This window comes from Dyadobacter sp. NIV53 (genome assembly GCF_019711195.1).
Classification (GTDB): domain Bacteria; phylum Bacteroidota; class Bacteroidia; order Cytophagales; family Spirosomataceae; genus Dyadobacter.
The window spans coordinates 13,007-33,068 of the sequence record NZ_CP081299.1 but is presented as its reverse complement, the minus strand read 5'-3'; the positions used below and the strand labels follow the sequence as shown (position 1 = coordinate 33,068).

17 protein-coding genes and 1 pseudogene are annotated in these 20,062 nt (G+C 38.8%); 8 read left to right on the top strand and 10 right to left on the bottom strand.

Annotation, left to right across the window (positions count from 1 at the left end; translation table 11 throughout):
- Window positions 1–143: 143 nt before the first annotated feature.
- The gene (locus tag KZC02_RS00250) at window positions 144–2,351 is read right to left on the bottom strand and encodes a gliding motility-associated C-terminal domain-containing protein (RefSeq protein WP_221392262.1); all 2,208 of its coding nucleotides are present in this window, start codon (window positions 2,349–2,351) and stop codon (window positions 144–146) included.
- A 63-nt stretch (window positions 2,352–2,414) separates the two neighbouring features.
- Here KZC02_RS00250 and rlmD point away from each other — a divergent pair, with 63 nt between their 5' ends.
- The gene (gene rlmD / locus KZC02_RS00245; protein ID WP_221392261.1) at window positions 2,415–3,815 is read left to right on the top strand and encodes a 23S rRNA (uracil(1939)-C(5))-methyltransferase RlmD; all 1,401 of its coding nucleotides are present in this window, start codon (window positions 2,415–2,417) and stop codon (window positions 3,813–3,815) included.
- Window positions 3,816–4,194: 379 nt separating this feature from the next.
- Here rlmD and KZC02_RS00240 read toward each other — a convergent pair whose 3' ends face one another.
- The 3 genes from KZC02_RS00240 to dnaB form a co-directional block, all read right to left on the bottom strand.
- Window positions 4,195–4,455, bottom strand: a complete 261-nt coding sequence (locus KZC02_RS00240; RefSeq protein WP_221392260.1) for a hypothetical protein — start codon at window positions 4,453–4,455, stop codon at window positions 4,195–4,197.
- Between the two features lie 106 nt (window positions 4,456–4,561).
- The gene (locus tag KZC02_RS00235) at window positions 4,562–4,969 is read right to left on the bottom strand and encodes a hypothetical protein (RefSeq protein WP_221392259.1); all 408 of its coding nucleotides are present in this window, start codon (window positions 4,967–4,969) and stop codon (window positions 4,562–4,564) included.
- 809 nt (window positions 4,970–5,778) lie between these two features.
- Complete coding sequence (dnaB, locus tag KZC02_RS00230; RefSeq protein ID WP_221392258.1) at window positions 5,779–7,389, bottom strand: replicative DNA helicase; 1,611 nt, start codon at window positions 7,387–7,389, stop codon at window positions 5,779–5,781.
- A 233-nt stretch (window positions 7,390–7,622) separates the two neighbouring features.
- Between dnaB and KZC02_RS00225 the strand changes: the two are divergent.
- The 3 genes and pseudogenes from KZC02_RS00225 (at window position 7,623) to KZC02_RS00215 (ending at window position 11,932) form a co-directional block, all read left to right on the top strand.
- Window positions 7,623–8,571, top strand: a pseudogene (locus tag KZC02_RS00225) (PhoH family protein).
- 34 nt (window positions 8,572–8,605) lie between these two features.
- Window positions 8,606–9,841 (top strand): M43 family zinc metalloprotease, encoded by a 1,236-nt coding sequence (locus KZC02_RS00220; protein WP_229253914.1) that lies wholly within the window; start codon window positions 8,606–8,608, stop codon window positions 9,839–9,841.
- Between the two features lie 51 nt (window positions 9,842–9,892).
- A complete protein-coding gene (locus tag KZC02_RS00215; RefSeq protein WP_221392256.1) occupies window positions 9,893–11,932 on the top strand; it encodes a ComEC/Rec2 family competence protein in 2,040 nt (679 codons plus the stop codon).
- Here the strand turns inward: KZC02_RS00215 and KZC02_RS00210 are convergent.
- The gene (locus KZC02_RS00210; RefSeq protein WP_229253913.1) at window positions 11,921–13,036 is read right to left on the bottom strand and encodes a hypothetical protein; all 1,116 of its coding nucleotides are present in this window, start codon (window positions 13,034–13,036) and stop codon (window positions 11,921–11,923) included. The two genes, KZC02_RS00215 and KZC02_RS00210, sit on opposite strands and share 12 nt — an antisense overlap.
- Window positions 13,037–13,077: 41 nt before the next feature.
- On the opposite strand from KZC02_RS00210, the gene KZC02_RS00205 reads away from it, so the two are divergent.
- Window positions 13,078–13,554 (top strand): dCMP deaminase family protein, encoded by a 477-nt coding sequence (locus tag KZC02_RS00205; RefSeq protein ID WP_221392255.1) that lies wholly within the window; start codon window positions 13,078–13,080, stop codon window positions 13,552–13,554.
- Window positions 13,555–13,632: 78 nt separating this feature from the next.
- Here KZC02_RS00205 and KZC02_RS00200 read toward each other — a convergent pair whose 3' ends face one another.
- The gene (locus tag KZC02_RS00200; protein ID WP_221392254.1) at window positions 13,633–14,148 is read right to left on the bottom strand and encodes a peptidylprolyl isomerase; all 516 of its coding nucleotides are present in this window, start codon (window positions 14,146–14,148) and stop codon (window positions 13,633–13,635) included.
- Window positions 14,149–14,257: 109 nt separating this feature from the next.
- Between KZC02_RS00200 and KZC02_RS00195 the strand changes: the two genes are divergently transcribed.
- The 3 genes from KZC02_RS00195 (at window position 14,258) to KZC02_RS00185 (ending at window position 16,896) form a co-directional block, all read left to right on the top strand.
- Window positions 14,258–14,869 carry an ACP phosphodiesterase gene (locus KZC02_RS00195; protein WP_221392253.1) on the top strand — a complete coding sequence of 204 codons (612 nt, stop codon included), beginning with the start codon at window positions 14,258–14,260 and terminating at the stop codon, window positions 14,867–14,869.
- 31 nt (window positions 14,870–14,900) lie between these two features.
- Window positions 14,901–15,920 carry a DNA polymerase III subunit delta gene (gene holA, locus KZC02_RS00190; RefSeq protein ID WP_221392252.1) on the top strand — a complete coding sequence of 340 codons (1,020 nt, stop codon included), beginning with the start codon at window positions 14,901–14,903 and terminating at the stop codon, window positions 15,918–15,920.
- A 70-nt stretch (window positions 15,921–15,990) separates the two neighbouring features.
- Entirely contained in the window at window positions 15,991–16,896 is a 906-nt protein-coding gene (locus KZC02_RS00185) for a DNA-3-methyladenine glycosylase (protein ID WP_221392251.1), read from the top strand.
- Here KZC02_RS00185 and KZC02_RS32375 read toward each other — a convergent pair.
- From KZC02_RS32375 to KZC02_RS00165, 4 genes are all read right to left on the bottom strand, one after another.
- Window positions 16,867–17,157, bottom strand: coding sequence for an Ada metal-binding domain-containing protein (locus KZC02_RS32375; RefSeq protein ID WP_221392250.1), 291 nt, complete (start codon window positions 17,155–17,157; stop codon window positions 16,867–16,869). The two genes, KZC02_RS00185 and KZC02_RS32375, sit on opposite strands and share 30 nt — an antisense overlap.
- Window positions 17,157–17,867 carry a 2OG-Fe(II) oxygenase gene (locus KZC02_RS00175; RefSeq protein ID WP_221392249.1) on the bottom strand — a complete coding sequence of 237 codons (711 nt, stop codon included), beginning with the start codon at window positions 17,865–17,867 and terminating at the stop codon, window positions 17,157–17,159. The genes KZC02_RS32375 and KZC02_RS00175 overlap by 1 nt, the downstream gene beginning before the upstream one ends.
- Before the next feature lie 95 nt (window positions 17,868–17,962).
- Window positions 17,963–19,762, bottom strand: a complete 1,800-nt coding sequence (locus tag KZC02_RS00170; protein ID WP_221392248.1) for an ABC transporter ATP-binding protein — start codon at window positions 19,760–19,762, stop codon at window positions 17,963–17,965.
- A 117-nt stretch (window positions 19,763–19,879) separates the two neighbouring features.
- On the bottom strand, window positions 19,880–20,056 hold the full coding sequence (locus KZC02_RS00165; protein WP_221392247.1) for a hypothetical protein: 177 nt from the start codon (window positions 20,054–20,056) through the stop codon (window positions 19,880–19,882).
- Window positions 20,057–20,062 lie beyond the last annotated feature (6 nt).

Sequence of the window (20,062 nt, the reverse complement as noted above, 5' to 3'; positions counted from 1 at the left end):
TAGTTAGTACTTTTTTCTAACAACCCGATGTGCCTTCCGGTTTCTTAATGATCAATTATTTGTAGAGCAGAGAGCAAAAATAGCAGATGCGAATTTCCGCATCTTTGACGTATGAAATAATAATATAACAGTCGGGGCAATGATTATTTCAAAACAGTTAATCCGCTTTTATATGATTGGTTGGTATAACGGATAAGATAATAATAGTAACCTCCTGAAATATCTGAGGGGCACCAGTTTTTATCTTTTTCGATTGAATAGTAAACCTGTTTTCCCCATCGGTTAAAAATGGTTACATCTTTGAACTGGTTTACACAGGTTCCAGCTGGAAGATTGTCGAGCAGAAGGCAGTCATTTTTGCCATCACCATTTGGTGTAATCACATTTGGCAGTTCAGGCATTTGATCTTCTGCATTGTCTTTTATGGTTACTTCTACCGTTGTTGTATCGCTTGCAGAAAGGCAATTTTTGTCGGCGGTAATGAAGTCAATTGTAAAAACCTGTTCTGTAGAACCATTCATTAAAGCGCAATCCGGTGTCCAGGAATAAGGAGAAGTTAAATTTTTAATACCGGTTTTATTAGTGAAATTCATACCCATGGCCTGCATATCAAAGCCACGGCCCAGAGCTGCCAAAGTAATTGTGTTAGTATCAGCATCCGTTGCCAACACATTGAATTCTATAGTTCCTGAATTACCGATTGTATAGGAAATAGTGGAAGAATTCAGATCTGTCGAAACAGAAGGCGGATTGTTTGGTGACTGATCAATAATAAAATAAACCGGTTTAGAAACGCCAAGGGGATTTCCTGAACAGCGCAGATCTTTAAGTAGAAAATCTACAGCAAGCGTATCTCCTTTTTTTGCATTGCAGGGCGGAGTCCAGGTGAAATTCTGCTGAATTGTTTCTTTTCCTGAAATTGGATTAAAAACCATCCCTTGTGAAGAAATCGTAAAATCCTGCCCTTGCGCAGACAAGGCAATGCTGTCCTTATCTATATCCTTACCATAAACCGTAAATTTAACCGGCAGCCCCGCTGTAGCATGTACGTAATCGTTTGTCAGTGATGTCGTAACCACAGGCGCTGTATTGCCGCTGCTTTCACGCCTGATGAAAATGGTCAATGTATCAGACAAAGGCACTGGACAACTCTGATCTTCCGCAATCAGTTCAATCCTGATCGGCCGGTTGTCATAGGTTACAAAACACTCGTCCAGACAGATCTGAAAACGCATGGTATCATTAGCAGTTGTTGTTTGAAATTCAGCGGGCAGGACGGTAAAGTAGTTTTCGGAATTGTTGATGGCCACACCGTTTATTTTAATGTGATCATTGATAGACGGATCAGTAACCATTACTTCAAAACAATTGGGATCATCTTTTGTTATTGTGATAATTTCATTTTGTGTGTAAAAAGTATCTCTGCCGACAGGTTTGAAAAGCAATTTTGGGGCATCCATTTTGGGGCAGTCCACTACTTTCAGCTGGAAATCACGTGTCAAAGTGCCAATTTTGGTTTTATTACGGTATTCATCTACCCGGACTGTGAACACATACAGGCCTGTACTTCCTGCCGTAACTGAAAGCATTCCGGTTTTGGAATCAACTGTAAGGGGTTTGGGGCCTGGAATAATGTTAGCAATAGTAACGCCGTCGATCCAGGTTACTGTGGGATAACTGGAAGCTCCCTGTCCGGGTGCGCTTGGTACATCTTTGGTTGAATATCCCTGCATTGGTGTTATAAGGCTGTAAACCAGACTATCTCCATCGGCGTCGGTTCCGCCAAAATTGAACAGAAAAGGTGCATTTACACATGCATAATCACCCTGTATGGTAGGAAAGACAGGAGAAGAATTACTAAAATTGACATTATTTTTAACTATTGGTGGAAATTCCAGATAAAACAAACTTCCTGCATCGCCGGGTATTTTTATATTGGTAATTGTTCCGTTCCTGCAACAGCGGTCCCACACCATATAATAGCCTTGCGGGTCATTAAATGCACTTCCTTCAAGCCTTAAATCCGAGGCATAAGTGATCATAATGGTTTCCAAAGTTGAGATTCCACACACTGGATTGGTGTAATTGACCGATTTTCGTTCTATTTTTGGGGCCTGAAGATAGCCAACCGATACGTTGTCTCTTTTTCTAAAGACATAAATGTTTACAAATGGATCTTCAGCGCCCGGATTGCCATTGATGGCATCGAAGTACATCGTGAGCCCTATTTTGTAGTTATAATACGAGCCTTTGTTTTCAGTAATAAAAAGCTGGCCACCGACTATATGAGTTGCATTTGCATTAAAGAAGGACAGCAGAATCAGAAATAGTAGGGTAAACTGATTTTTCATGGCTTAAAAATGGTAGTAAATTGTATCCGATAATATTCGGGTCGAGTAATTAATAAAAGAAATATGTCCAAAAAGAATACCTATGAATACGTTGAAATTACGGATTTCGCGGCAGAAGGCAAATGTATATTTAAATCAGAAGACGGCGTAATTTTTGTAGAAGGGAATGTTGCTCCCGGTGACATAGTTGATCTGGAAGTCGTCAAAGTCAAAAAGAAATTAAAGGAAGCCATTGTTACAAAAGTTCATTCCAAATCTACCATGCGGACGGAGCCTTATTGTTTGCATTATTCGGTTTGTGGCGGATGCAAATGGCAGCATATCGGTTATGAGCACCAGCTTAATTTTAAAAGGCAGCAGGTAGTTGACCATTTTGAAAGGATAGGAAAAATAAAAGACGTTGTAATTAATCCAATTCTGGCAGCGCCAAAAACAGAATATTACCGCAATAAACTGGAATTTACTTTTTCCAACTGGCGCTGGCTTACCAAGGAACAAATGGATTCGGGAGCACAGTTTACCAAACATGCTTTGGGATTTCATGTTCCGAAAAGGTTTGATAAAATTTTTACAGTTGACCATTGCCACCTTCAGCCTGATCCTTCCAATACGATCAGGAATTCTCTACATCATTTTGGCGAGTTGCATGGAATACCTTATTACGACGTACGTTTCAATGTAGGTACGTTAAGGAATCTGGTTATACGTACAGCGAATTCTGGTGATGTCATGGTAATCGTACAATTTGGGGAGCAAAATGATGAGGCTATAGAAATGGTGATGCAGTATTTACAGAAAACGCATGCTGAAATTACATCCCTCAATTACATTGTTAATCTCAAAGGAAATGATTCTTACCAGGATCAGGAGGTTATACATTACTCGGGAGAAACTAATATCAGAGAAACAATGGAAGACCTGACTTTCCTGGTTGGCCCAAAATCCTTTTACCAAACCAATTCTGCCCAGGCTTATAATTTATTTAGTGTAACACGGGAATTTGCCGGTTTGACAGGTAATGAATTTGTTTATGATCTATATACAGGTACCGGTACGATTGCCAACTTTGTAGCGAGGCAGGCAAAGAAAGTTATTGGTATAGAATATGTAGAGGCGGCGGTAGAAGATGCAAGAATTAATTCGAAAATAAACGGCATAACCAATACTTCATTTTTTGCGGGAGATATGCGCCGGATTATGAATGAAGAATTTTTAAGAAAACACGGTAGGCCTGATGTAATTATTACCGATCCGCCAAGAGCAGGAATGGATCAGCCGGTAGTAGAAACGATATTAAAAGCAGCTCCTGACCGCGTAGTATATGTTAGCTGTAATACGGCAACCCAGGCGAGGGATCTGGCACTTATGGCCGACGATTATGAAGTAACAAGGGTTCAGCCGGTAGATATGTTCCCGAACACGCATCACGTTGAAAATGTAGCGTTGTTGAAAAGGAGGGGGTAAATAGGTTAATGGTTCAAGGGTGAACGGATCGTATCCGGTCACCCTGCCGGCATCTATGATCAGCCTCAACACCTTTAAAAATGAATTATTGATCTAAAATAACAAGAAAGACCTGAGTCGTCATTTGCTATACTTGACTATTCTTAAAATATCTTCATAGACTAGGCTGAGAATTAGATAAATGGGATATTGATCAGATTATTTTGCTTTACAAAACTCGTGACGGTTTTTGCACTTTCTTTTAATTTAACCCGACCAGACCAAACAAGCTAAAGACCAAGCTTTGGAGCAGAATAAAAGGGAAAAGAAAGCGCTGGGGCAGCAGCCGGAAATTAAATATCAGCAGGAGCAGCAGAAAAAGAGAGGTTTGGGGATGTAGTTAAAATATAATTTTGAATAGTAAAATTATTGCCCCGATTATTACAGAACCAATTATCATTATGGGGAATGGTTGAGGGTCATTATTTTTCTTTTCCTCAGGTAAATTTCTTTCAAAGTAATCGTGGGCAATTCTGCCTATAAAATAGGCTACCCCCAATAATGGAAAAGCAAACAGCATCCAAAAGTCATTTCCATTAGAGCCTGTTGAACAACTCGTTAAGATAAATATTACTGAAAGGATGGAAGTTAAATTTCTCATATAACTTTAATAGAAAGGGTTTGGTGATGTGTTTTTCCTTTTAAATAGGTTAGGACTACGGATTTTGGTCCGAATAGTCTAGTCTACCAATATTAGTCGAGCTTCATCATTTAGGGCTAATAATTCTTTTAAAAACAAAAATTCCAGTTTGATCGTCTTTTACGATATTTATTAGGAAGTGAGTTTTCAAAGGAAACGCTTCCATTTCTTGAAACGCTTCACAAAGTTCCCCAACTTCCCTTTTTTCACATCCTTCCCATGTAATTTTTGATTTTATTTCATCGTATTGTAATTGAGCAAACTCAATATCTCCTCGAAAACGAACAGTTAACTCTCCCAATTTAGGACTACACTCATATTCCATTAATCCATTTATCCCAGGTATAACAACACCATAAGTTAAAACCCCATCAGTAATATTAATTTTTGAAATTTTGTAATCAAGTTCTTTTCCTTCTTGAATCAGCTCTGAGCGAGATCGTTTAAAATCATCATCACAAAAGTCTCTAATCAAATTTAAATTATTGTTAACTACTTTTTGATCATTAATGCCATTTTCTTGATAAAGTGCTACTGTGTCAATAGGCTTGTTTAAATTTTGAATTTCTTTTTCAAGGTCTCGTTTTCTGCTTCAAGAGCTCTTAATTTTTTATTTGAACTTGTATTATCCTCCTGCTTATTACAGCTAGGGCAAGTTATTAAATATAAGAACGATAGAGCCAATACTGTTCTTTTATAGGTAAAGTGATAAAATTTTCTCATTTGATGCGGTCTACTAGAATAGTTACTCATACAAAGCTAATTGTCACAAGTTGATTATAATTTTCATCAATAAGAACTACGTTAAAATACAAATTTTACATTGCTCAATAAGACGTAATAATTATAACAAAACCTGGAATCGGTTCCTGAATTTTTCATCACTATCGTTATATTAAGCGATTAAACACAGAACAAAGGGGGGAGAAGTGCTTTGGAAAGTTCTTGTTTTTGTACAAAGTTTAGTCATTTCTCCTATTTTGTTCTGGAGCTACTGCTACACCAGGCACTGTTGCTTCCTTCTTTTCACTTTTAGATATTAATTTTCAACGAAACTCCTTTTAAAAGTGTCTGTAAAATAACATACATGATTTTAGGCCTGCTAATACTTCAATTTATTATCTAAAACAAAAAGAAGTATAGTACGCTATTGACTATCCCTGTCTACCATGTTCACATTGGCTTTATTAAGGTATTTTGTTCAAGATATTGTTCACACTTTAACCCTTTTTTCTTTGTATTCAGCGTATTCAGCCATCAACCTTTTTACCCTTAACCCATTTTTCAAAACGGCGGTTCGCTGTCGGGGCCTTTGTAATCAAAATTGCTGAGATCGTTTGCGCGGCTTCTTAATGTGCCGCTTGCGGCTGGTGGCGCCTGGCTTTCAAAGGAAGCAATTGGATTGGTATTGGCAATCGGGCGGTCTACTGAATATGGAGCTGGTGAAAACTGTGAATCAAGATCGGCGAATTTGGTATACTTTCCAATAAACTTTAACTGAATTGTATCCAGGGATCCCGACCTGTTTTTTGCCAGAATTACTTCACCGATACCAGCAACAGAATTTCCTGATTCGTCTTCTGTGATACCGTAATATTCAGGACGATATAGGAAAATAACCATATCTGCATCCTGTTCGATAGAACCGGATTCACGTAAATCTGAAAGTTGCGGCCTTTTTTCTCCACCGCGCGTTTCTACGGCTCGGCTTAGCTGAGAAAGTGCAATTACCGGTACATCCAGTTCCTTCGCAAGATTTTTCAATGACCTTGAGATCATGGCAATTTCCTGCTCACGGTTTCCCGCACCTTTTCCACCGGTATCACCGGTCATTAACTGAAGGTAGTCAATCACAATCATCTGGATATCGTGCTGTGCCTTTAAACGGCGGCTTTTCGCACGTAATTCGAGAATGGACAGGGCAGGAGTATCATCTATAAAAATGGGCGCATTGGTAAGCCTGTGAATCCTGTGGTGCAATTGTTCCCATTCGTGGGGGGCAAGTGTACCGCGGCGTATCTTTTCACTGTCAATTTCAGCTTCAGCGGATATTAAACGATTTACCAGCTGAACGGAGGACATTTCAAGGGAAAAAATAGCAACAGGCATATTGAAATCCACAGCTGCATTTCGAAGGGACGAAACCACGAAGGCAGTTTTACCCATACCCGGCCTTGCAGCCAGGATCATTAATTCTGTTTTCTGCCAGCCGGAAGTAAGTCTGTCCAAGGCACTGAAACCGGAAGGGACCCCCGTTAAACCATCCTTATTATTCTTTTTCTTATCAAGTTCATCCAATGCCTGACGCATTAATGCCCCCATGTCCGAATAGTTTTTCTTTATATTGGATTCGGAAATTTGAAAAAGAGACTGCTCTGTTTTATCCAACAGACGAAAAACATCTGTTGTATCTTCAAAAGCTTCTTTAAGGATTTCAGAAGAAATTTTTATCAGTTCGCGTTTAATTGCTGCCTGAGAAATAATACGTGCATGGAATTCAATATTGGCGGCAGAGTTGACTCTGGAAGTCAATTCCATAATGTAGGAAGCACCACCGATAATTTCAAGCTCGCCTGTACTTCTCAATTTGGAAGTAACAGTAAGCATATCAATCGGCTCCGAATCTGCAAAAAGTGTAATGATTGCAGAATATATGCGCTGATGTGCCTCTTTATAAAAACTATCCGGTTTTAAAATATCTGCAACAGCCGTTAGAGCGTCTTTTTCAATCATTAACGCCCCCAAAATTGCTTCTTCCACATCTATGGCCTGGGGTGGAAGTTTGCTGAAAGTTTGATCAGGCCCTGTTGTGCGTGTACCAGTTGGCTTCCTTGCGGTACCAGCTTGCTTTGAACCTGTTGAGGTGTAGTTGGTTGTTGCCTTGTTATTTTCCATGTTAACACAAATTTAAGCATTGCAGGCGATGGAGGAAAGAAAGTGGCAACAAGTATTTTTTTTGTGGTAGAATAATAATTTTGTTTGACTGATAATGAATCAGTTGCTCATATTTTTTTGTTTTTTATTATAAATAAGATTTGGTAACAGTTATTGTGTATGATAATCACATAAATCTTGGTTATTATTACTAAATTTTAGAAAATTAATTAAACACTCAAACATCAATTCATTTGCTGGAAAAAATCATCACGCTCGAAGACATTTCTATGGTCGATTTTTTGGGAATTCACAATTCGAACATTAAAGAAGTCGCAGCTGCTTTCCCCGAAAGCAAAATTATTTCACGGGGCAACGAGATCAGGATACAGGGAACTGCTCCTGAAATAATCCGGATCACTGATGTAATGGATTCTTTAATAGCCCATTATTTAAGATACGGAAAGGTTACAAATGACAATGTAAAAGGTTATCTGTCAGGAGTATCCAACTCAACATCAAAAAACGCTGATGACGACGCTGACGTAATTATTTATGGTAATAAGGGGCTTGTAGTAAAAGCCAAAACTGCCAATCAGAAACTTTTGGTAGAAGAAGCCTCAAAATTTGATCTGGTGTTTGCGGTTGGCCCAGCGGGAACAGGGAAAACATATACAGCCGTAGCTATTGCAGTGCGTGCGCTGAAAAACAAGGAAGTAAGGAAAATTATCATTACCCGGCCTGCAGGTGGAAGCAGGAGAAAACCTGGGATTTTTACCCGGCGATCTGAAAGAAAAAATTGATCCGTACCTCCGCCCGATCTATGATGCGCTCGACGATATGATCGCACCCGAAAAATTGAAATTATATCTGGAAAGCCGGGTGATTGAAATCGCACCATTGGCTTATATGCGTGGCAGAACGCTGAATAATGCATTCATCCTGCTTGATGAGGCTCAGAATACGACGCCCATGCAAATGAAAATGTTCCTGACGCGTATGGGGCCAAGCTCCAAAGCAATAATTACTGGTGACAAATCACAGATAGATCTTCCTAAAAATCTGAAATCGGGTTTGATTGATTCACTGGCCATTTTAAAAGGGATAAAAGGTATTAGTTTTGTTGAATTGGATGGTTCCGATGTTGTGCGCCATCGTTTGGTAAGAGATATACTTGCAGCTTATGATAAATCTGAGCAATAGAATACTGCTTTTTCAGGCGGTATTTTTTCTAATTATGGCTGTATCGGCCAAAGCGCAGACCACTGACCCGGCGTTAATTCGCTGTGTTACAACAGAGCGCGACTCAATAAAATTTTTAAGAAATCCTGCATTGTTAAAACGAAGGCAGGAGACAGAGAGGCTCATTCAAAATTATATTAAGAGCGATTCAAGGTTACGGACTTCCGCAAATGAAGTAATTACTATTCCGGTAATCATACATGTTGTACATAGTCAGGCGGACAATCAGATTGGCGGAACAAATAATTCCAATATCTCAGACGAACAGATCCAGAGCCAGATTGATGTTTTGAACGAGGATTATTCCAATCAGTCCGGTTACAAAGGTTTTTATACCGATTCGCTTGCCGTTGATACAGGAATCCGCTTTAAATTGATTGATATTGTCCGTACTTACAATGACCAGGCTCAGTTCAGTCCACTTACAGATGATAAATTACTGGCAACCATTTCGCCTCCGTGGCTTACGAGCCGCTATTTAAATATTTGGGTTTGCAGGTTGTCAAATCGTTATCTTGGCGTAGCACAATTTCCTGTTGTAACTGAAGTTAATGACCTCACACAAGGTTTGTCCACAACGGATGAAGACGAGGATGGTCCACTAACAGATGGAGTTATTATTGATTCAAGATATTTTGGCAGAAATTCTTCCGGTAATTCCGGGACGATTTATAATCTGGGAAGGACTACAACACATGAAGTAGGACATTGGCTTGGTCTTTATCATATCTGGGGACTGTCAAACTGTGGAACGGATTATTGCAGCGATACGCCACGAGCAGAAAATGCCAATGAAACAACGGATACTTCCTGTCAGCCCAAATTCTCAACCTGTAATGGTCCGGTCTCGCGGAATATGATCGAGAATTACATGGATTATTCTCCGGATGTATGTATGAGTGTTTTTACGGGTGATCAAAAAAACAGAATGCATGCGGCACTGGCTTTGAGCCCGAGAAGGGCAAAATTAGTTGAATTTGCGAGTAAGACTGACGCCAATTTAACTGTTGATATTTATCCGAATCCGGTGAGTGATTTCCTGAACGCCGATATTTATGCTCCTGATTATACTGGTCTATCTGTAAGTATCATTAATGCAAGTGGAATTAAGATGACGGATGAAGTTAAAAACTGGACTTATATCAATGTAAAAAATTATCCTGCTGGTATTTACTTTTTGCGAGTTAATACTGCGAATGACATGGTAACCAAACGTTTTTTTATTCCTTAGTATTGGCCCATGCTTTCACGCGTACCGTTTATCAGTTTTTTTCTGTTTTTCATGTCAGGCATTCTTCTCAAAGAGTGCCTGATTTTTGATTCAGCCTTAATTAGCAAGGTTTTACTTGGATTATTAATTGCGGTTGCGGCCATTGCTTTCTACTGTTACCAAAAGAAATCTCATTTTTATTTTGGAACAGCCTTCTCACTGTTTCTGGTAATCGGAGGCGCATTATCCTCCTCTTTGCAAAATTGCCGGCTTGAAGCGGACCAGCTTGCTTTAACTGAAAAGGATTATTCCGCTTACGAAGCAATTGTAAAATCCCTGCCTGAAAAACGGTCAAAATCCATTCGATTGGAAATCCTGGTTACACGAATGCTTCATGAAAAGTTATGGATTAAAGCAGATGTAAAAGCACTCGTAAGCATCGCTGTTGACGCAGCGATGGTACCAAAACCGGGTGATTATATGATTGTGAATGGCCGCCTGGACAAACCGGTAAAATCACTTAATCCGGAAGAATTTGATTACCGGCGCTATTTATGGAATAAAGGAATTGTTTGGACGGATTATTTACCGGAGGACTCTTATTCTGTTTTAACTTCCGAAAATCAATCTTACCGGCCCGGATTGTGGAGCACTGCTGTTTCCGAGTGGGCCGACCGGAAATTTCGGGATAATATCAAAAATGATGACTCGTACGGCCTGGTCAAAGCGATGTTATTGGGCCGGAGAGATGATCTTGGCTCTGACCAGATTGATGATTATACTGTTTCCGGTACAATTCATATTCTATCTGTTTCGGGAATGCATGTTGCGATATTGTTTATGGTGATAAGCAAGTTATTTGGCTGGTTAAAACGTTGGAAAACTGGAAAATATGCCTACCTGTTAGTTGTAACGGCATTGCTTTGCTTTTATGCATTGGTAACAGGTTTGGTTCCATCTGTTCAGCGAGCTACATTAATGTGCATCGTATTTATTATTTCCGAAGCGTTCAGCCGAAAGCAGACTTCAATGAACACCCTGGCGATTTCCGGCATATTAATACTGATATTAGATCCGCATGCTTTGTATGATGTTGGATTTCAGTTGTCCTTCCTGGCAATGTCAGGTATTTTCTTATTGTATGAATCAATAGATAGTATTTGGAAGCCTTCTAATTTCTTATTAAAATATGTTTGGCAAATTACAGCATTGTCCTTTGCAGCCCAGCTTGCTACATTCCCGTTAAGCTTGTTTTATTTCCATCAATTCCCGTTTTATTTCTGGCTCATCAATCCTTTTGTAATTTTCTTCACCAATTTTTTGTTGCCGGCCTCCATGGCTTTGCTTTTTGCAAGTTTACTTCATATCGATTGGTTGCAATTTGTTGTGAATTTCTGGGTAGAAGCATCAGCTTATTTAACCAATATTTCAGTTTCAGTTCCTAAATTATTACCAGGATATCTGATTGAAAACTTGTATCTGGATAGGGTAGAGGTAATGATTTTATATCTTGTTTTAACTGCAGTATGGTATAGTTACTATAAGCAGGAATATTTAGTTTTGAAGCGTAGTTGTGTCATCGTTGTACTTTTTGTGGTTTATTCTTTATCAGCCAGCATACAAACTTATCTTTCAGCAGCCGCCATTATACATTCAGTACCCAGGCATTCTGTCATGAGCTTTAAAATAGGAAATAAGCTTTTTATTTCAAGCGACGAAGCTTTTCAACGGGATGTCGATTCTTATAAATTTCACATCAAAAATTACGCAATTAGCCAGGGAATCACTGAAACAGTTTACTTACAAAAAGATCAAAATTTAAAGTCGGGCAGATTAAATGTGGCTAATATGCCAGCAGGTAAACTGATATCGTGGAGGGGAAAAATAATTTACCACGGCAATTTTATCAATTCTGCATTACCAATTGATTATGAACTTATTACCGGTGGAAAATTCAGAAAATCAGAAACTGTTTCGTTACCTGATAAGCGAACCATGTTTTTACTGGGAGGTGAAATCCGTGGCAGAAAAAAGGAAAAATGGACTGCTTACCTTTCCGGCCAGAATTACAAAATTTATGACCTTTCAGAAGGTTCTTTGTTATTGCATTGAGTAAATGGCCTCAATTTCCGCTGAAATCTTACGATCCCAACCAGCCTGTGCCGATCCGTTTATACCATGCCCTGTTTCGCCATCATAATTTTCCTGCTCTGTATTCATTTCCCTGAATGCTTCAAGAAACTGATATTGAATTTCACTGTCAAAGTCCTCTATGGTCAATTCTGCTTTTTTCAGACGTTCTTTAAATCGTTCCACTACAATCCGGGTCACATCAAAATGAAGCTGTTCATGCCGTAATGTGGTCGTATTATGCGCATCAGGCCGTCCCCAGGACATACTTTTTACCATAAAAATTTTCAAGCCTATTTCCACTACCAGATCATCACCCTTTGGATAAGATTTACCCTCATAACCAAAACTTGTAAAAACTGCTGCTGCGTACCGGCTGCCCGGCCTGCTGCTCTGGCCTTTGAAGTCTGACCAGACCAAAGGCCGTTTCGGGTCGTAGAAAACGGTATCCGACTGACCGGGAATTGTAATTTCTTTAAAAACCAATAATAAATTTCTCGCCAATGCTGAACTTTTACCTGCATTGGAAGTCATCCATTTATTGAAATGTATAAGAGATTGATTCAGAAGCTGGCCTGCCAGTTTTTCATAATCGAAATCCTGTTCAGGGCGGATATAATTAGCCGATGTCTGGTAATTGGTCAGTTCGACTGGCTGCATATTCCGGTACCAGCGGAAGGTAACAGACAATTTTATTTCTCCGGTTACTTTGTTTGGTGCTACCCTTTTTTCATTAATCTGGAAATCTTTTACTGTAATATAAAGTGGCAAATAAGTGTCCTTATTTTTCGGCGCTGCAAAGGACCAGTACAAAAACAATTCCTTTTCGGCTGCACCTGGTAATGTCATAGGCAATTCTTTACCAAAAACTATTACTTTTCCCATTCCGGCGCCAGGTTCTTTTCGTTTATCTTCTACCTGCTGAATAAAAAATTTATAGGATTTAAAAAGCGCAGGTGATTGTTTACTAAGTGTCAGTATTGTTTTTTGCTGTTGTGAATACGCAATACAGCCAAAAAGAAGCAGTGCAATAAGCGATACACACCTCAGCCAAAATATTAATGTATATTGAATCCAAACCATCATTTTTCTAAGTTTGCAGGTAATATCTAGTTTTATACTATTCAATGACTTTATTAACAACGAATTCCAAGCCTGAATTTGCCGAGATATACATGGAACTGGCCATAAATCTTGCCAGGCGTTCCCATTGTATAAAAGCACAGGTAGGTGCTGTACTTACCAAGGATACCCGTATTATTTCAATCGGTTATAACGGCCCTCCCGCAGGAACGCATAATTGCGACGAGGAATTTCCCGAGACCGGTTGTCCGAGAGATGCAAAAGGAAGCTGCTCACTTGCATTACATGCAGAACAGAATGCCATTCTTTTTGCTGTTAAAAATGGTTCGAATATTGAAGGATCTACGCTATTTGTAACGCTGGCCCCATGTATTGCGTGTGCAAGGGTTATTTATACAATGAAAATTAAAAAAGTAATTTTCCTGCATTCTTACGCTGCATACAAAGGAATTGCAATTGAGGAAGGTGTCGAATTTCTAAAAAGATTCGGAGTAGAAGTAGAGCAGTACAAAGCAGATTAACAAGTTAAGGAGTTTAAAGTTCAGAGTGGAACAGTGCGTCCTTGAACTTTAAACTCTAAACTTTAATCTCTGGACACGTCAATGATGGTGAACGCCGCCCTCTCCGTGTACGTGTCCATGGCTTATTTCTTCAGCAGTTGCCGGACGAATGGAAATTATCTGACCTTCAAAATGCATTTTTTTACCAGCCAGCGGATGGTTAAAATTCATAACTACAACATCGTCTTTGACTTCAACGATCTGGCCATGCATACGTTCGCCGTCTTCGTTCGTCATTGGGATCACATTACCAATCTGAAGTAGTTCTTCCTGATCTACATCTTCCATCTGGAATACCTGGCGTGAAAGTTCAACAATGGCTTCCGGGTCAAACTCTCCGTATCCTTCTTCCGGCTCAACGGTAAAATCAAAAGTATCACCTGCAACAAGGCCTTCAATCTGGTTTTCGAAACCTTCGGGTAATCCGCTCACACCCTGTATAAAATACATTGGATCTTCTTCCGTTACAACTTCTACCATGTCCATTTCCCCATCCGTATCGGGTATGCGCAGGCTATATTTTAACGTGATCACGTTATTTTTTTCGACTTTCATTTGCTTGTTTGGTTAAAATAATTGTTGTTGTAAAATAATTGTTCCCGGATTGAGTCCCTCACAAATTTGTTAGGCAAACCTACTGCAATTTTGTCAAAATGTCATTTTTATGAATTTTTTAGCGCATTTATTGCTGTCAGGAGATAAGAGTGCAGTAATTATGGGAAATTATGTCGGTGATTTTGTCAAAGGACGGCTTACTGACGAGAAGACAGTAAACTGGAATCAGGAGTATGTAGCTGGCCTTAAACTGCATAGGCACATAGACATGTTCACTGATTCCCACCCTGTTGTACGTGAAGCGAAAAATAAGGTTGCGGAAGTTCATGGCAGGATCGCCGGTATAATTGTTGACATTTATTTTGATTATTTTCTGGCTAAATACTTTAATCACTTTTGTTCGGAATCCCTGTTGGCTTATTCTGACAGAATGTATACTGTCATTCAAAAAAATGAATACCTGATTCCCGAAGCAATGATTCCGATGTCCAGGTCTATGATCCGTCAGGATTGGTTAAATAGTTATGCTACTTTTGAAGGTATTGATCTAACCTTTAACAGAATGTCAAGACGCGCAGATTTTCTTGTTTCCATTAAAGATGCGGGATTGGAATTAAGAAAAAATGAAGAATTTTATTTTCAGAAATTCAGGACTTTTTTTCCTGAATTACAGGAAATATCCGCTGCTTTTATTACTGAAAATGTAAAAAGGTTAAATTAGAATTGTTTGTTAAAAAATTCAGAAAATTATTATGGCCCAAACGCCGGATGTTGTATTAAAAGAGATAAGAAGCAAGAAATACAGGCCTTTGTATTTTTTGTACGGAGATGAACCCTATTATATTGATGCTATTGCAGATGAGCTGGAAAAAAGAGTTGTATCAGAGTCAGAAAAGGGTTTTAATCAATTCGTATTGTATGGTAAGGATACTGATGTTGCCGGCGTGTTAAGTTATGCACGAAGATATCCATTTATGGCTGACCGACAGCTTATTATGGTGAAAGATGCTAATAAACTGGGAGGTATTGAACAAAAAGAACAACTGGCAAGACTGGAAGATTATGCATTAAATCCACTTACAAGCACAGTTCTTATATTATGTTTCCAAGCCAATGCCGACGAAAGGAAGTCTTATGTAAAAGCTTTCAATAATCATGGTGTGGTGGTCCAGTCCAAAAAAATGTACGACAACAAACTTCCTGACTGGGTTGCTTCATTTTGTCAGACCGAGGGTGTAAAGATAAGTCCTAAGGCTGTGCAAATGATTGTTGATAACATCGGAAATGACCTTAAACGGCTTACGAACGAAATCCGTAAGATCATGGTGAACCTACGCGTGGATCAGGGGATAGATGCCGAAGCTGTTGAAAAATTCGTAGGGATCAGTAAAGAATACAATGTTTTTGAGTTTCAGAAGGCGCTCGCAACCCGCGATGTACTCAAAGCAAACCGGATTTCAACCTACTTTGCTGCCAATTTAAAAGACAACCCTTTGTCGCCAATTCTGATCATTCTCTACGGTTTTTTTACAAAAGTGCTCCTGGTGCATGCAAGCAAAGATAAATCTGAAAAAGGAATAGCCGCTGAACTGGGTATTAATCCATTTTTTGTAAAAGATTACAACCTGGCTGCTAGAAATTTCCCATTACAGAAAACAGCCAGTGTCATTCACTATTTACGCGAATGTGACGGCCGATTAAAAGGCCTGGATGGCGTCAGCATACCTGAAGGAGAATTACTAAAGGAACTGGTTTTTAAAATTGTACATTAAATCTTTTCAATTTCGCATAATAAGCAAGAAGCGGGTTATTGTAAGTTTTTCGATTCATTAATTTTATTAAATGATAAGTGACCGCATTTTATTGATTCCGATTCCTGCCCTTTTCAGTTTTCAGGAGTGTCTTTGGTTTTTAAACAGAAATTATGACGATTGCCTGCATATTATTCATCAGCATGATATTATGAAAGCAATTGAATTTGAAGGGGAAATTTACCTGGTACGGGTTACTGAAAATGGCAGTTTTTTGGAGGTAAATATCCTGGTTGGGGAAGTCAGTTATGAAAGCAAAAAATTTGTTAGTGATTATATCATTGAATGGTTTGATATGAACCGCAATATCCAGCCGTTTTACGATCTGTTAAAAAAAGATGGCAGATTAGCATATATGGCTGAGGATTTTAAAGGTTTACGCCTGCTGGGAATTGAAAATCTTTTTGAAGCCATTTGCTGGTGTGTTATTGGTCAGCAGATTAACCTCACTTTTGCTTATAAAGTGAAAAGACGCCTGATAGAAAAATATGGCAAGCGAATTGAATATCAAGGTGAGTTGTATTTTATATTTCCGGATAGTGATACCCTCGCAAATGTTGATATCGAGGAATTACGTGCTATGCAATTCTCACAACAGAAGATTAACTACGTGGTTGGAACTGCCATAGCTTTTTCAAATGGAACACTTAGTAAGGCAATAATAGAAGAATTACCCGATTTTGCTTCCAGAAAAAAAACTTTAACTGATCAGAAAGGAATAGGAGCGTGGACGGCCAATTATGTACTTATGAAATCCCTGAAAGAGCCTGGATGTATTCCCCACGGCGATATTGGCTTGCTTAATGCATTGGCCAATCATAACATAATTGGGCAGAGAAGCGAACTGGATAAGATTTCTGCTTTTTTCGAGACCTTTAAAGGCTGGGAAAGTTATCTGGTTTTTTACTTATGGAGAAGTCTTACTGTTCGAATATGAGTTATGATTATTCTTCCAAGCCAGATATTTTTCCCTCATACAATGTCCACAAGGTCGGTATCCTTCTTTAACCGCTTCCGGTTCAGTTGAAAAAAATACCCGGTTTTCAATTTTCATCCGTTTTCCTGATTTGCATGACAAGGTGCCATATATTTTCAACAGTTTGTTTCCACCAAACTTGACCTGCCCGTTGTCTATTAAAGATTTTAATTTGCGTTTTCTTTCAAAGCTGCTGTTTCCTAATTCTGTGTGTTGAAACATTAGTTCAAGGCGTCATGGAAAATAATACCCAGTGTAAAACGATTTCCGCTATGTACTTCACTTACCCCGTGTTTCATATTTGCGCGGTAATAACCTTTGCTTCCTTTTACCGGACGAAAATTTGTAGTAAAAATTAACAGATCACCCTTGGCTGGTTTTAATACAATAGCTTTCGATTGTGCTCTCGGCGTTTGTTGGATCAATACAAACTCGCCACCAATATAATCTATGTCAGGTTCGTTTAAAAAAAGTACACTTTGAATTGGAAAGAAAATATCCCCGTATAAATCCTGATGTAATGTATTAAAACCACCCTGACCATATTTTAAAATCAAAACTGTTGGTTTCGTTTGACTATTAGCGTGACAAAACTCTTTAAGAGATTCGAGTGAATCAGGGAATTGTTTATTTATATTCAAAACCTCCATCCATTTATTGGCAATTGGTGCAAGTTTTGGATAGACAGCCGCACGGATGTTACTGATAAGATCTGGTAATGGATAATTGAAATATTTATATTCTCCCAATCCAAACCGGTATCGTTCCATAACAATGGTTTTCCGGTAAATTTCCTTGTTTGAGTAATTTGTTATGAATTTTTCACTATCAACATCATCCAATACATTTTTTATTAAAGCAAAACCATGTTCGTGCATAGCTTCGCTTATACTTTCCCAATCTGCATTGGTTATTTTATCAAGAGCATTCATTCTGTTTTTGAACAAATTAACCTTCTGAGTTGATGGTTAATTTGTTCAAAAATAGCAGTGCAGAAAGATTTGAGAAACCCGGATCTTGCTAAGTATTATATTACTTCATCACTTACAGCCGCAAGTGCTTTTTCATCATCTTTTCTTTCACCAATTTGTTGACGCCACATTGCATAGTATAAACCTTTTTCATCAATCAGCGAAGTGTGACTGCCGGTTTCAATGATCTTGCCTTTTTCCAGTACATAAATCCTGTCTGCATGCATGATCGTAGACAACCGGTGAGCGATCATAACGGTGATATGTTGTCTTCGGTCCGTAATGGTGCGAATGGTGTTTGATATTTCCTCTTCTGTCAATGAATCCAAAGCGGAAGTTGCTTCATCAAATATCATCAGATTCGGGTTCCTTAACAATGCACGCGCGATGGACAAACGCTGGCGTTCTCCTCCTGAAAGCTTCAATCCGCCTTCACCGATAACCGTTTCAATTCCATGTTCTGCCCGGGATAACAAGTTGTAACATGCAGATTTACGTAGTACATCACTTATCAGTTCATCAGATGCTTCGGGATTTACAAAAAGAAGATTCTCCTTAATTGTTCCGGAGAAAAGCTGTGTATCCTGTGTTACAAAACCTATTTTATGACGCATATCATCAAAGTCTATGTTGTTATCGTCAATGTCATTGTAAAAGATAGAACCGGTATTGGGATGATACAAACCTACCAATAACTTTACCAAAGTAGTTTTCCCTGAACCAGATGGCCCCACGAATGCAATAGTTTCGCCTCGTTTGACCTGAAATGAAATTTCTTCCAATGCCGGACGGGTAGCCGACTGGTGCTGAAAGCGAACATTTTGAAATCTTAATGTTTCTATGGATTCTATCGTAACCGGATTAGCAGGCTTATGTTCGACTGGCCTTGCAAGAAGTGCTTCCAGATTTACCAGCGATGCTTCGGCTTCACGATAAGATAAAATTACATTTCCAAGTTCTTGTAAGGGACCGAAAATGAAGAATGAATAAAACTGCATCATCATCATCTGGCCAACTGTGATCTGGTCACGGAAGACAAAGAAAAGCAATGCGAACATGATACATTGCTGTAAAAAATTAACAAATGTTCCTTGTATAAAACTGATTGAGCGGATGCTTTTTACCTTCTTTAGTTCGAGCTTTAATATTTTAAATGTGGTTGTATTGAGCCTTGCTATTTCCTGCTGGGTAAGTCCCAGGCTTTTAATCAGTTCAATATTTCTTAACGATTCCGTGGTAGAACCCGCGAGTGCAGTGGTTTCTTTAACGATATTTTTTTGTATGCTTTTTATTTTTCTGCTTAATACGCTTGTTAGCAATGCCAAAACGACGGAACCAACCAAATAAATAAGCGGAAGCATCGGGCTCAATTTAAAAGCAACAATGACCACAAAAACGATTCCTACCAGTGTAGAAAACAGTACGTTCACAAAATTGGTTATAAACTTTTCACAGTCTGCCCTTACTTTTTGGAGTACGGACAAAGTTTCACCGCTTCGCTGATCCTCAAAATCCTGAAATGGTAGCCTTAAAGCGTGACGAAGCCCGTCCGTATAAAGATTTGCCCCAAATTTTTGTATTACAACATTTACTACATAATCCTGAAAGGCTTTGGCAATTCGGGATACCATTGCTGTACCAATAATCAAAAGCAGGCCAAGGGTAATTCCTCTGAAAAATTCATTGTTCAAACCGTTATCTCTAAAATACTTGGCCTTATTGGCAAACGGATCAATTAAGTAATTTCCTAATATGTAAGGGTTTAACAAAGAGAAAATTTGATTGACCGCAGCTAGGAGTAAGGCAAGGAAAATGAGGGCTTTATATCTGCTTAAATAGTGTAGTAATAATTTCATTATACAGAGTGGTGAATGGAGTATTGATGCTTGTACGTAATACAAACTGAAAGTTGACGAATTTAATTCTCTTGTTAACAGAACAGAATTAAATTTATCAGTGCTCCATTCCAATATTTATACTGCAAACAAAAGCAGTTTTACCAATACAAGGATTACCATTACAAGAAAAACTGATATCACAAACAGGTTATTCTTTTGCTCAGATGATTTTTTTAAACCTGTACCAGAAGCTGTTTCCGATTTGCCAGTAAGTATAGATGATGTTCTGCTTACGGCAGATGCTGCCTCCATTTTTGA